This window comes from Staphylococcus hominis subsp. hominis (genome assembly GCF_002901845.1).
Lineage (GTDB): Bacteria > Bacillota > Bacilli > Staphylococcales > Staphylococcaceae > Staphylococcus > Staphylococcus hominis.
In genome coordinates, this window is record NZ_PPQE01000025.1 from 700,319 (window position 1) to 713,870 (window position 13,552).

Consider the following 13,552-nt stretch of genomic DNA (forward strand, 5'->3'; position numbering starts at 1 on the left):
TTTAACAATCACCCATGTATATATCCTGAACAACTCATGTAACATTTACATGAGTTGTTAATTCCCAGCCCTTTATATTAATAATGATTATTATTTGTCAGAATCTTTTTTGTATTTATCTAATTCTTTAATTTCATCTTTATAAACTTTGCTTGGTGAAGCAACGTATCCAGCATCTTCAGCTGATTTACCTTTATCATCTAAAGTGAATTTCAAGAATTCTCTCATAACATCATTATCTTCTAATGATTTTTCTTTAACATATAAGAATAATGGTCTACTTAAAGGATAAGAACCATCTTGGATAGTCTTTTTAGTAGGTTCTACAGATTTACCATCGTCACCTTTAATTTTAACTTCTTTTAATTTATCTTTATTTTGTTTATAGAAGTTATAACCGAAGTAACCAATACTTTCTTTGTTTTTCTCAACTGATTGAACGATAACGTTAGTATCTCCATTTTTTTGAGCTTTGATATCTTGTTTATCCATAACTTCTTCTTCCCAGAAGTCATAAGTACCATGACTTGAGTTTGGAGAGAAAGCTTTGATTTCTTTGTTAGGCCAGCTAGAATCTACATCTTTCCAAGTTTTAGCTTCGCCACTGTAGATTTTTTTCAATTGATCTTTAGATAATTCTTTTACAAAGTCATTATCTTTATTAACAGCAACAGTTACACCATCTTGTGCAATTTTAAATTCTTTATATTTAATGTTTTTGTCTTCTAATTTTTGTTTTTCTTCATCTTTGATAGGTCTAGAAGCTTGTGAGAAGTCTGTTTCACCAGCGATGAATTTTTCAAAACCAGCACCAGTACCTGCTTGACCAGATGAAATAGTTGCGCTTGGATGATCTTTAGCCCATTTTTCATTTAATTTTTCAACGATTGGAGCAACAGTAGATGAACCTTCACCTTTTGCAGAACCTTCAAGGTCTTTTCCATCTCCTGAACCACTGCCGCCACTATTTCCACCGCCACATGCGCCTAAAAGAACAGTAGCACCTAAAACAGTTGTACCAACTAATTGCCATTTCTTCATTAAAACATCCTCCTAATTATAGATAACCCAAAATGTTATATGTATTTCTTACAATGCTTATATTACATACTTTTTGTTAATGTAAAATAGAGTAATTGTAAATATTTTGTTAATTTATCAAAAAACTTATGTTTTATATAAATAAAACCCATAAAAAAACCATCGAAAGTGTTACCTTTCAATGGTTTTGAACTATCTATATAATATAGAAGAAACTCGTTTTTCATGAACTCATTATTCTTGAATAAGGGTTTTACCTTTTTTAGTTAATGTAATTTTTCCAGTTTCAATATTTATAATTTTTCTTTTATATAAATGACCAATTGCACGTTTAAATGAACCTTTACTCATGTTGAATACTTCTTTAATTGCTTCCGGACTTGATTTATCCCAAAATGGAAGTTCACCATCATACTCTACTAACAAATCAAAGATGACTTGACCATCTTCATCTAAACGTTCATGTGCGAGTGGTAAGAATGAACCGTTCAATTCACCTTTTTCATTATGCCCGATAATACGTACTTCTACAGCTTCGCCTAGTCTTGGCTCATGTTTACGTTCAGACTCATGTACAAATACTTTGTAACCATCCTCAGTTAATAAAAAAGTACCGATACGTAATAAACGATAAGGTCTTGCTTTTAATACTTGATTTTGCATATCATCATTAGATACAGGTGTAAACATTTTTTCCACAATTGTTTCACTAGCTAAACGCGCGAACATTTGATGATCTCTATCGATTCTTAATGTGACTAATACATAATCTCCTGATTGAGGCCATAACGATTTAACTTTAGGTAAATCTTCCCATGGAATAAGCACTTCTCTTGGTAAACCAACATCTACTCTTGCACCATCTCTATCTGTTTTTAATACTTTTGCAAAATCATATTTATCTTTTGTAATATCAGGCATATTTTGAGTAGCAAATAATTCACCTGAACGGTTTGGATAAATGAAGAAACTATATTCTTCTCCAATTTCGAATTCATCTTCCTCATTGATTTCTGACTGATTTAACTTCACTTGTTCACCATTTGGACCTTTTAATAAATAAGTAGAGCCTTCCAATCCAAGAACTTCTAGAAATTCAATTGAACCAACGATATCTTTGTCTAATGCCATAGTTGTCTCCTTTAAGCAGTGTATTTCTAAGTATTATAACATGAGTTTTGTAAAGTATCATTGACATAAATGATATAAGGTCGAATATAGGAACATTATATGATATAATTTTTTGCGTTAGATAAACGATGAATAAAGGAGTAAATGAATGTTACAAGTTACGGATGTAAGTTTACGTTTTGGTGATCGTAAACTATTTGAAGATGTAAATATTAAATTTACTGAAGGTAATTGTTATGGACTTATCGGTGCGAATGGTGCAGGTAAATCTACTTTCTTAAAAATCTTATCTGGAGAAATTGATTCACAAACGGGTCATGTTTCTCTTGGGAAAGATGAACGTTTAGCAGTATTAAAACAAGATCACTTTGCTTATGAAGATGAACGTGTATTAGATGTAGTTATAAAAGGTCATGAACGTCTATTTGAAGTGATGAAAGAGAAAGACGAAATTTATATGAAACCTGACTTCAGTGATGAAGATGGCATTCGTGCAGCTGAATTAGAAGGTGAATTTGCTGAAATGAATGGATGGAATGCCGAAGCAGATGCAGCTTCCCTACTATCAGGACTTGGTATTACCCCAGATTTACATGATAAGCAAATGTCAGAGTTAGAAAATAATCAAAAAGTAAAAGTATTATTGGCACAAAGTTTATTTGGAGATCCAGATGTTTTATTACTCGATGAGCCTACCAATGGTCTTGATATTCCTGCCATTAGTTGGTTAGAAGATTTCTTAATTAACTTTGAAAATACTGTCATTGTCGTATCTCATGATCGTCATTTTTTAAATAATGTATGTACACATATTGCAGATTTAGATTTTGGCAAAATCAAAGTCTATGTTGGTAACTATGATTTTTGGTATCAATCAAGTCAACTTGCTCAAAAAATGGCTCAAGAACAAAACAAGAAAAAAGAAGAAAAAATTAAAGAATTACAAGACTTCATTGCTCGTTTCTCTGCGAATGCGTCAAAATCAAAACAAGCAACTAGTCGTAAGAAGCAATTAGAGAAAATTGAACTTGATGATATTCAACCATCTTCAAGACGTTATCCTTATGTGAAATTCACCCCAGAAAGAGAAATTGGTAACGATTTATTAGTAGTTGATGGTATCTCAAAAACAATTGATGGTGAAAAAGTTTTAGATAATATTTCATTCACTATGAATCCAAATGATAAAGCTATTTTAATTGGCGATAGTGAAATTGCTAAAACTACCCTATTAAAAATACTTGCTGGTGAAATGGAACCAGATGAAGGTTCATTTAAATGGGGAGTGACAACTTCATTAAGCTATTTCCCTAAAGATAATTCTGATTTCTTCGAAGGCGTAGATATGAATTTAGTTGAATGGTTACGTCAATATGCTCCTGAAGATGAACAAACTGAAACATTTTTACGTGGCTTCTTAGGACGTATGCTATTTAGCGGTGAAGAAGTTAAGAAAAAAGCAAGTGTATTATCAGGTGGAGAGAAAGTACGTTGTATGTTAAGTAAAATGATGCTTTCAAGTGCCAATGTTTTACTACTTGATGAGCCAACGAATCATCTTGATTTAGAAAGCATTACAGCTGTTAATGATGGATTAGCTTCATTCAAAGGATCAATTATCTTTACTTCATATGATTTTGAATTTATTAATACAATCGCTAATCGTGTGATTGACTTAAACCAACCAGGTAGTTTATCTAAAGAATTGCCATATGAAGAATATCTAAAAGAAATTGGTGTGTTACAAAAATAAAATAACAGGATTTTAATAAGGTATCTTCTATTTTTAAAATTTAAAATATGTATAAAACTGTCGATAAATAACGAACTTTATCGACAGTTTTTTTATAAAATATTATTATTTTCGAATTATTGTTATTATTTACACAAATTACTTATTATTACTATCTATTTTCTTTAACAGTAATATTACTTTAATAATTTTCAGTTTATTTCAAAAAATCACAAAAATCGGTTTACAGTTAAAAGGTGCTTATGTATAATTAAAAACATAGTAATTGAATAAGAAATTGATGAGGCGCATCAATCATTAGTATATATTAGAATACTGTCTGCCACGGCTAATATAGAAAGGGTGCGATGCCGAAACGAATTGCAACCGCAGTAAGCGTTCGTTGGACTTTGTGGTTAAGAGCTGAGAGTTTGTCATTATTATTTAATAATGGAGTGCATCACTTGTATATAAATTACGAGCAAGTTCGCACATTCCGAACTTGCTCTTTTTTATGACGTGTGCCCCTAAATTCTAGGAGGTAAAATCTTGAAACGACGTGTTTTAAAGTTCGGTGGTTCATCTGTCGCCGATTTTACAAAGATAAAAAATATTGCAGAAATGCTTAAACGCCGTGTAGATGACGGTGAACAACTTATTGTTGTCGTAAGTGCTATGGGCAAAACAACAGATCAATTAATGGAAAATGTTTCTCATCTTACAACAACACCAAAAGATGAAGAACTTGCTCTATTATTAACAACTGGTGAACAACAAACAGTTTCTTATTTGTCGATGGTATTAAATGATATTGGCGTAAGTGCTAGAGCTATGACTGGATATCAAGCAGGTATCAAAACAGTAGGTCATCATTTAAAAAGTCGAATTGCAGAAATTAATCCTGAAACATTTAACAAGGAATTTAAAGACAAGGATGTTTTAGTTGTAGCAGGTTTCCAAGGAGTGAACGACGAATTAGAGTTAACTACGCTTGGTCGTGGTGGTTCAGATACGACTGCTGTTGCATTAGCAGCTAGTAATCAAATCCCTTGTGAAATTTACACTGATGTTGATGGCGTTTATGCTACTGATCCAAGAATTTTGAGTGAGGCAAAACGTTTAGATTATGTGTCTTATGAAGAAATGATGGAAATGAGCGCTTTAGGTGCTGGTGTGTTAGAAACAAGAAGTGTAGAACTTGCTAAAAATTATGATATCCCCTTGTATTTAGGTAGAACGTTATCAAATGTGAAAGGAACATGGATTATGCCAAGAACAGAAATATTAGAAAAAAAGCCGTAACTGGAGTTGCATTAGATACACATATGATGCATGTAACAATTAGTTATCCTCTTCCAGATAATCGACTTCTAACTCAATTATTTACTGCTTTAGATGAAGGTTCAGTTAATGTGGATATGATTTCTCAAATCGTAAATGTTGAAGGTTTACAACTATCTTTTTCTATTAAAGATAGTGATGTACAACAAATTTCAAGTATCTTAGAGGAACTTTCTACAACATTTGATGCATTAGACTATAAAATTAATGAAGCGTACGTCAAAATTTCATTAATTGGTTCAGGAATGCGTGATATGTCTGGTGTAGCTTCAAAAGCATTTATTACGTTAATTAATTCTAATATTCCATTTTATCAAACAACAACTTCTGAAATTAGTATTTCTTATGTTATTGATGCAGAAAATGGAAATAAAGCGGTTGAAGTTTTATACGATGCTTTTGATATTTAAACTTAAGTTAAAATAAGTAATTTAAAATTCAATTAATATTTAAATGGAGTGATTCTTTTATGACAAGATTAGCAGTAGTTGGAGCAACAGGATTAGTCGGAACAAAAATGTTAGAAACAATTGATCGTAAACATATTCAATTTGATGAGTTAGTATTATTCTCATCAGCAAGATCAGCAGGAAAAGAAATTGAGTTTCAAGGGAAAACATATACAGTTCAAGAACTTACAGAAGAATCAGCAAGTGAAAAATTTGATTACGTGCTAATGAGTGCAGGTGGCGAAACAAGTAAACAATTTGCCCCTATTTTCGAAAAAGCTGGAGCAATTGTTATTGATAATTCAAGTCAATGGCGTATGGCAAACGATGTGGACTTAATTGTACCAGAAGTTAACCAACCAGAATTTAAACGTGGTATCATTGCCAATCCTAACTGCTCAACAATTCAGTCGGTCGTGCCACTCAAAGTTTTATACGATGCTTTTGGATTAAAGCGTGTAGCTTATACAACATATCAAGCAGTTTCAGGTTCAGGGATTAAAGGTAAGAGAGACTTAGCTGAAGGTGCGAATGGTAAAGCTCCAGAAGCTTATCCACATCCTATTTATAATAATGTTTTACCACATATTGATGTTTTCTTAGAAGATGGATATACAAAAGAAGAGCAAAAAATGATTGATGAAACACGAAAAATTTTAGGACAACCTGACTTACGTGTGACTGCAACATGTGCACGTGTACCTGTTCAAGATAGTCATAGCGTAGAAATTGATGTTACTCTTGATAAAGAAGCAACAGTTCAAGAAATTAAAGATTTATTTGAAAACGATAATCGTGTTGTTTTAGTAGATAATCCTGAAAATAATGAATATCCTTTAGCTATTAATTCAACAGGTAAAGATGAAGTGTTTGTAGGTAGAATTCGTCGTGATGACTCACTTGATAATACTTTCCATGTTTGGTGTACTTCAGATAACCTACTTAAAGGTGCAGCTTTAAATGCAGTTCAAGTGTTAGAACAAGTCATTAAATTAAAAGGAGCTAGATAATATGGCACATATTTTTGAAGGTGTAGGTGTAGCGCTTGCTACTCCATTTACTAATAATGAAGTTGACTATAAAGCATTAGAACAACATGTTCAATTTTTACTTGATAATAATGTTAAAGCAATTATTGTAAACGGTACTACAGCAGAGAGCCCTACTTTAACAGAAGAAGAGAAAGAAACAGTACTTCAAGCAGTGATTAAACAAGTTAATCATCAAGTGGCTATTATCGCTGGAACTGGTACAAATAATACAGCTAAATCTATTCAAGCTTCATTACGTGCTAAAGAATTAGGTGTAGATGGTATTATGTTAATCACACCTTACTATAATAAAACGAATCAACGTGGCTTAATTAAACATTTTGAAACTATCGCGAATGAAGTTAAGTTACCTGTTGTTTTATATAATGTACCTTCAAGAACGAATATGACAATTGATCCTGAAACAGTCGAAACATTAAGTCATAATGATTATATTGTAGCTATTAAAGATGCTACAAATGACTTTAACTATTACGAAGAAGTGAAAAAACGTATTCATCAAGATGAATTTGCTCTTTACAGTGGTAATGATGATAATGTCGTAGAATTCTATAATCGCGGAGGTAATGGCGTAATTTCTGTCATTGCTAACGTTATTCCGAAAGAATTTCAAGCACTCTATGATGCTAAACAAAATGGGAAAGAAATTGAGAAAGACTTTGAACCAATTGGTCAATTGTTAGATGCACTTTCAGTTGATGTCAACCCTATTCCAATTAAAGCTCTAACAAGTCATTTAGGATTTGGAAATTATGAATTAAGATTACCTTTATTACCACTAGAGAAAGAAAAAGCAAATGTATTAGTGAATGCTTATAAAGCATTTAAAGCGGAGGAATAAAAATGAAAATTTTACTCATTGGATATGGCACAATGAATCAACGCGTTGCCAGATTAGCAGAAGAAAAAGGTCATGAGATTATTGGTACAATTGAGCCAGAAGAACATCAACATTCACCATATAAAACTTATCATCATATTGCAGACGCACAAAATGAAGCTGATGTAGCGATCGACTTCTCTAATCCTAATCTATTATTACCTTTATTAGATGAAGGTTTTGAATTACCTTTAGTGATTGCTACTACTGGTGAAAAAGAAAAACTAATTCAAAAATTAGAACAATTAAGCGAACGTATGCCTGTTTTCTTCAGTGCAAATATGAGTTATGGCGTCCATGCATTAACTAAAATTCTAGAAGCAGCTGTTCCCCTTTTACACGATTATGATATTGAGTTAACTGAAGCTCATCATAATAAAAAAGTAGATGCGCCAAGTGGCACGCTAGTCAAACTTTATGATGTTATTAAAGAATTACGTGAAAATGTAACGCCTGTTTACGATCGACATGAGCGAACTGAAAAACGTGAAAAAGATGAAGTCGGTATTCATTCAGTTCGTGGCGGTACAATTGTAGGCGAACATGATGTTTTATTTGCTGGCACAGATGAAACAATTACCATTTCTCATAAAGCGCAATCTAAGGACATTTTTGCAAATGGCGCAATTACAGCTGCTGAAAAATTAAACACAAAATCAAATGGTTTCTATACATTTGACAACTTATAAAATAACTTAAGGAGATTCTAAACTATGGTACAACACTTATCTGCACAAGAAATTATTCAATATATTAGTGATGCTAAAAAATCAACACCATTAAAAGTATACGTAAATGGACAATTCAATGACGTCACTTTTCCTAATACATTTAAAGTATTCGGATCTGATGATTCAAAAGTAATATTTTGTGAAGCGGATGATTGGAAAACATTTTATGAAACCAATCAATCACATATTACTGACTTAGAAATTGAAATGGACCGTCGTAATTCTGCTATTCCTTTAAAAGACTTAACTAATACAAATGCACGTATTGAACCAGGTTCATTCATTCGTGAACAAGCTATTATCGAAGACGGTGCCGTTGTGATGATGGGAGCAACAATCAATATTGGCGCTGTTGTAGGTGAAGGCACTATGATTGATATGAATGCAACATTAGGTGGTCGTGCGACAACGGGTAAAAATGTTCATGTAGGTGCCGGTGCAGTATTAGCGGGCGTTATTGAGCCACCTAGTGCTTCTCCAGTAGTAATCGAAGATAATGTATTAATTGGCGCAAACGCAGTTATTCTAGAAGGCGTAAGAGTTGGCGAAGGCGCTATTGTAGCTGCTGGTGCTATCGTGACTCAAGATGTTCCTGCCGGTGCGGTTGTAGCTGGTACACCTGCTAAAGTCATTAAACAAACATCTGAAGTTCAAGACTCTAAACGAGAAATTGTTGCAGCGTTAAGAAAATTAAATGATTAATGACAAACTTGAATAATTGAATGCTAAAGGCTGGGACAACATGTTCTCAGCCTTTACAATTAAATGAATACATAAGTTGAATAATAAATGAATAAAGGATTGATTAAGATGAGCGAATTAGAATTTGTCACACAACATAGAAGACATTTACATCAACATCCAGAATTAAGTCTTCACGAATTTGAGACAACTCAATATATTACTCGATTTCTAGATGAATTAAATGTACCTTACGAACAACCTCTTGAAACGGGTGCTATTGCATATTTAGAAGGTAATAGTGACCATACAATTGCATTTCGGGCAGACATTGACGCCCTACCCATTTTTGAAGAAAATAATGTCGATTATCGTAGTCAAACAGATAATGTGATGCATGCTTGTGGTCACGATGGTCATACAACAGCATTGATGTTATTTGTTAAACGATGTAAGGTGATGGCTGATCAACATCAATTACCTCATAATGTCGTGTTTATCTTCCAACCAGCTGAAGAAACAGGCGGAGGCGCAAATCGCTTAATTAAAGCAGGTGCTTTTAATCAATATCCTATTGAAGCAGTATTTGGCATTCATGTCAATCCTTTCGCTGAGGAAGGACAAGTCGTGATACGCGATGAAGAAATTACAGCAAGTGCCACTGAATATCGTTTTTTCCTAAAAGGATTATCTAGTCATGTAGCTGATAAAGAGCAAGGTCATTCATGTGGCGAAGCACTGATTCATGTTTTAAATCAAGTTGGTCAAATACAGCAATATCATTTAAATGGACTAAAACGTAATATTGTTCATATGGGCCACTTTAATGCAGGCGAAGCAATTAACACGGTGCCTAGTAACGGTTATTTAGAAGGAACTATTCGTACTTATGATGCCACTGATTTAAATATTGTGAAAAATCAAATGAATAAAATTGCAAAAAGTGTGAAATTATTATTCAATGTTGATTGTGAAGTCAAATTTGAAGAAGGATATCCTGCTACAATGAATAGTCCTAAACTACGTCATATCGTTGAAAAATCTATTCTATCTGCTAATTTAGAAGTTATTGAAAAGCCTCTGCCATTTTTATTCGGCGAAGACTTTAGTTTTTATGGCCAACAATTAGCACCGTCTTACTTTGCTTTTGTAGGAACTCGAAATGAAGATAAAGGCTTTATCACAGGCTTACATACATCGCATTTAAATTTTGACGAAAAAGTGCTTATTGATGTTGCCAATTACTATGAACAAATATTGAACCATTATGGAAAGGAGTAAATTAAATTGACAGCAGTTTGGTCAGTTGATTCAAAAATATTTTTAAGAAATGCAACTAAAGTAAAGAATAATCAATCAATAATGGCAGTTGTAAAAAATAATGCTTATCATTATGGATTAGAGTTTGCAGTAAGAACATTTTTAGAAGCGGGTATCCATACATTTAGTACTACTTCCTTAAAAGAAGCAGTGAGAGTTCGTAAACTTGCGCCTCATGCTACAATCTTTTTAATGAATGCAGTTTATGACTTTGATACAGTTCGAAATAATAATATTCAAATGACGCTTCCCTCTTTAGAATATTATTATCAGTACAAAAGTGAATTAAAAGATATTAATGTTCACTTAGAATTTGAAAATTTACTCCATCGTTCAGGTTTCAAAAATCTTGACGAAATTAAAGAAGTACTTCATCATCATGAAAATGATAATGGAAGTAAAATGAATATCGTTGGCCTATGGACGCATTTTGGGTATGCAGATGAATTTGATGTTCCAGAGTATGGGATTGAACGGGAAGCATGGTTAAACGTCGTTAATACATTATTAAATGAAGGATACCAATTTAAACTTATCCATGCGCAAAACAGTGCGAGTTATTATCGCGAAGGACAACAACTTCTTCCCTATCATACACATGCACGTGTAGGTATCGCTTTATATGGTTCAAGACCATATAGCAAATTAGATGAACATGAGATTGAACAAGCCTTAACCGTAAAAGGAAATGTAATTCAAGTTCGTGAAGTAAATAAAGGTGATTATTGTGGTTATAGTTTTGCATTTGAAGCAATGCATGATCATACACATCTTGCAGTTGTTGATATTGGCTATGGTGATGGTATTTTAAAAAAACGTGCAACACACGAAGCATTAATTAATGGTAAACGTTACCCTATTCGAGCATTAATGATGAGTCACATGTTTGTTGAAGTCGATGATGATGTTCATGCACAAGATGAAGTGATACTATATAATAATGATATACGCATTGATGAATACACATTCAAAGGTGTTGGCGCTAATTCAGAACAACTTAGTGCGATGAATCATGATTCTCTTATAAAGGAGTTTAGATAAAATGTCAGTTAAATATAATGATTATGGTGAATTAACAATGGCGGGTACAAGTTTGAAAACACTAGCTCAAAGTTTTGGTACGCCTACCATTGTTTATGATGAAGATGAAATTCGCAATCAAATGCGTCGATTTCATAATGCTTTTCAAAAAAGTGGATTAAAATACAATATTTCATATGCTTCTAAAGCCTTTACTTGCATTCAAATGGTAAAGTTAGTTCAAGAAGAAAACTTACAATTAGATGTCGTATCTGAAGGTGAGCTTTATACAGCATTAGAGGCTAAATTTGATCCTAGTCGCATCCACTTCCATGGCAATAATAAAACGAAACGTGAAATACAATATGCTTTAGAAAGTGGCGTTGGCTACTTTGTTATTGATTCTTTAGAAGAAATTGAATTAATCGATCGCTATGCAAGTGATACAGTTAATGTTGTCATTCGTGTGAATCCTGGAGTAGAGGCCCATACCCATGAATTTATTCAAACTGGTCAAGAAGATAGTAAATTTGGTCTTTCAATTCGCCATGGTCTTGCAATTCAAGCAGTTGAAAAAGTCAAAGCATCAAAGCATCTTCATTTAAAAGGAATACATTTCCATGTAGGATCACAAATTGAGGGTACTGAAGCTATGATTGAAACAGCTAAAATTGTTTTAAATTGGCTTAATGAGCATCATATCCAAGTTGAATTACTTAACTTAGGTGGTGGTTTTGGTATTAAATATGTCGAAGGTGATGTGAGCTTCCCTATTGAAGAAGGTATTGCTGAAATTACAGATGCGATTAAATCTGAATCAGAAAAATTAAACTACGACGTTCCTGAAATTGGTATTGAACCAGGACGTTCAATTGTTGGCGAAGCGGGCATTACTTTATATGAAGTTGGAACAATTAAAGACATTCCTGAAGTAAATAAATATGTTTCTATTGATGGTGGTATGAGTGATCATATTAGAACTGCTTTATATGGAGCAAAATATCAAGCATTACTTGTAAATCGTCATGAGGAGGCAGACGAAACGGTAACTATTGCCGGAAAGTTATGTGAATCTGGAGATATTATTATCCGAGATGCTATGTTACCTTCTTCTGTAAAACGTGGAGATTATTTAGCCATTTTATCTACTGGCGCATACCATTACTCTATGGCATCTAATTATAATCAAATGCAAAAACCACCTGTTTTCTTCTTAAAAGATGGAAAAGCACGTGAAGTTATTAAACGTCAATCATTACGTCAATTAATAATTAATGATACAAAATAAAATAACGAAAAAGTTTATACTTACCCGTTAATGTTGCACCATGATGATATTTGAATTCATTGAATTCAGATATCAAGAATTGTTTTAATTGAAGATAAAGTATGTTGGCGAAATACTTGAAGGAACAGGATGAAGCTGTTCTTTAAGAAAATGATCCAATAACAGAAAGTATCATAAATAAAGAAGCCAGTAAATGAGTTTTTTAAAACTCATTTACTGGCTATTTTTCTGGGATTATGTCCCAGCCTCAATTATATATAAAAAACACCCTACATCTTGGTAAGGTGTTACTAAAGTCAATTTTTGCAATCTATAAATTATAGTTTAACAACGTTTGCAGCTTGAGGACCGCGATCGCCTTCAACTACTTCAAACTCAACTGATTGACCTTCTTCTAATGATTTATAACCTTCTTGGTTAATTGCTGAGAAGTGTACGAATACGTCGTTTTCTCCTTCAACTTCGATGAAGCCAAAACCTTTTTCAGCGTTAAACCATTTAACTGTACCTTGTTTCATAATTGTGAAACCTCCAAGACTAAAATTCATTCAATATGCATTATTCGCATATTACAAAAAATACGTGTTATAAATATGTATAAATAACAAAATGCTATCAATCAATATTACAGATATTCTTTGCAATATGGAATAAAACTATTGCTTGGTAACTATTATATGTTAGTTTGAACTAAATTGCAATACAATTATAGAAAATTCTCTTTTAATTAATTTTTGGTAGATTATAATAAACTTGTTTATTATTTAAAATAATAAAACTATAAAATATTTGTAAATCTTCATCACAATCTTCACAAAAATTTAAATCACAATTATTATAAAATGCATAAATATTATATTTCCCAATAACATAATTATTATAATAT

General features: G+C 32.5%; 11 protein-coding genes, 2 pseudogenes and 1 riboswitch. Of the genes and pseudogenes, 9 read left to right on the forward strand and 4 right to left on the reverse strand.

Going from position 1 to position 13,552, the window contains the following annotated elements:
• Positions 1-90: 90 nt before the first annotated feature.
• Positions 91-1,041 (reverse strand): PstS family phosphate ABC transporter substrate-binding protein, encoded by a 951-nt coding sequence (locus CD034_RS04965; RefSeq protein WP_002449750.1) that lies wholly within the window; start codon positions 1,039-1,041, stop codon positions 91-93.
• A gap of 234 nt (positions 1,042-1,275) precedes the next feature.
• Positions 1,276-2,172, reverse strand: a complete 897-nt coding sequence (cvfB, locus tag CD034_RS04970; RefSeq protein WP_002449860.1) for an RNA-binding virulence regulatory protein CvfB — start codon at positions 2,170-2,172, stop codon at positions 1,276-1,278.
• 148 nt (positions 2,173-2,320) lie between these two features.
• Here cvfB and CD034_RS04975 point away from each other — a divergent pair, with 148 nt between their 5' ends.
• The 9 genes and pseudogenes from CD034_RS04975 (at position 2,321) to lysA (ending at position 12,666) form a co-directional block, all read left to right on the forward strand.
• A complete protein-coding gene (locus tag CD034_RS04975) occupies positions 2,321-3,925 on the forward strand; it encodes an ABC-F family ATP-binding cassette domain-containing protein (protein WP_002449802.1) in 1,605 nt (534 codons plus the stop codon).
• A gap of 272 nt (positions 3,926-4,197) precedes the next feature.
• Positions 4,198-4,373, forward strand: a riboswitch (Lysine riboswitch).
• A gap of 77 nt (positions 4,374-4,450) precedes the next feature.
• Positions 4,451-5,655: pseudogene (locus tag CD034_RS04980) on the forward strand (aspartate kinase).
• Positions 5,656-5,714: 59 nt separating this feature from the next.
• Positions 5,715-6,704 (forward strand): aspartate-semialdehyde dehydrogenase, encoded by a 990-nt coding sequence (locus CD034_RS04985; RefSeq protein ID WP_103288182.1) that lies wholly within the window; start codon positions 5,715-5,717, stop codon positions 6,702-6,704.
• Between the two features lies 1 nt (position 6,705).
• Complete coding sequence (gene dapA / locus CD034_RS04990) at positions 6,706-7,587, forward strand: 4-hydroxy-tetrahydrodipicolinate synthase (RefSeq protein WP_002455353.1); 882 nt, start codon at positions 6,706-6,708, stop codon at positions 7,585-7,587.
• A 2-nt stretch (positions 7,588-7,589) separates the two neighbouring features.
• The gene (dapB, locus tag CD034_RS04995; RefSeq protein WP_049430855.1) at positions 7,590-8,315 is read left to right on the forward strand and encodes a 4-hydroxy-tetrahydrodipicolinate reductase; all 726 of its coding nucleotides are present in this window, start codon (positions 7,590-7,592) and stop codon (positions 8,313-8,315) included.
• A gap of 24 nt (positions 8,316-8,339) precedes the next feature.
• Entirely contained in the window at positions 8,340-9,059 is a 720-nt protein-coding gene (gene dapD, locus CD034_RS05000; protein ID WP_002449858.1) for a 2,3,4,5-tetrahydropyridine-2,6-dicarboxylate N-acetyltransferase, read from the forward strand.
• A 108-nt stretch (positions 9,060-9,167) separates the two neighbouring features.
• Complete coding sequence (locus CD034_RS05005) at positions 9,168-10,319, forward strand: amidohydrolase (RefSeq protein ID WP_049336273.1); 1,152 nt, start codon at positions 9,168-9,170, stop codon at positions 10,317-10,319.
• A gap of 6 nt (positions 10,320-10,325) precedes the next feature.
• Positions 10,326-11,399 (forward strand): alanine racemase, encoded by a 1,074-nt coding sequence (locus CD034_RS05010; protein ID WP_103288183.1) that lies wholly within the window; start codon positions 10,326-10,328, stop codon positions 11,397-11,399.
• A gap of 1 nt (position 11,400) precedes the next feature.
• On the forward strand, positions 11,401-12,666 hold the full coding sequence (lysA, locus tag CD034_RS05015; protein WP_002449712.1) for a diaminopimelate decarboxylase: 1,266 nt from the start codon (positions 11,401-11,403) through the stop codon (positions 12,664-12,666).
• A gap of 317 nt (positions 12,667-12,983) precedes the next feature.
• Here the strand turns inward: lysA and cspA are convergent, their stop codons facing one another.
• Positions 12,984-13,184 carry a cold shock protein CspA gene (cspA, locus tag CD034_RS05020; protein WP_001831260.1) on the reverse strand — a complete coding sequence of 67 codons (201 nt, stop codon included), beginning with the start codon at positions 13,182-13,184 and terminating at the stop codon, positions 12,984-12,986.
• A gap of 205 nt (positions 13,185-13,389) precedes the next feature.
• Positions 13,390-13,552 (reverse strand): annotated as a pseudogene (gene msaA / locus CD034_RS11385) (regulatory protein MsaA); the annotation flags it as partial.

Coding starts and splice junctions, on each gene's coding strand:
- CD034_RS04965 (WP_002449750.1), bottom strand. CDS start 1,041: ATGAAGAAATGGCAATTAGTTGGTACAACTGTTTTAGGTGCTACTGTT.
- CD034_RS04975 (WP_002449802.1), top strand. CDS start 2,321: ATGTTACAAGTTACGGATGTAAGTTTACGTTTTGGTGATCGTAAACTA.
- cvfB (WP_002449860.1), bottom strand. CDS start 2,172: ATGGCATTAGACAAAGATATCGTTGGTTCAATTGAATTTCTAGAAGTT.
- lysA (WP_002449712.1), top strand. CDS start 11,401: ATGTCAGTTAAATATAATGATTATGGTGAATTAACAATGGCGGGTACA.
- cspA (WP_001831260.1), bottom strand. CDS start 13,184: ATGAAACAAGGTACAGTTAAATGGTTTAACGCTGAAAAAGGTTTTGGC.
- dapA (WP_002455353.1), top strand. CDS start 6,706: ATGGCACATATTTTTGAAGGTGTAGGTGTAGCGCTTGCTACTCCATTT.
- dapB (WP_049430855.1), top strand. CDS start 7,590: ATGAAAATTTTACTCATTGGATATGGCACAATGAATCAACGCGTTGCC.
- dapD (WP_002449858.1), top strand. CDS start 8,340: ATGGTACAACACTTATCTGCACAAGAAATTATTCAATATATTAGTGAT.
- CD034_RS05005 (WP_049336273.1), top strand. CDS start 9,168: ATGAGCGAATTAGAATTTGTCACACAACATAGAAGACATTTACATCAA.
- CD034_RS04985 (WP_103288182.1), top strand. CDS start 5,715: ATGACAAGATTAGCAGTAGTTGGAGCAACAGGATTAGTCGGAACAAAA.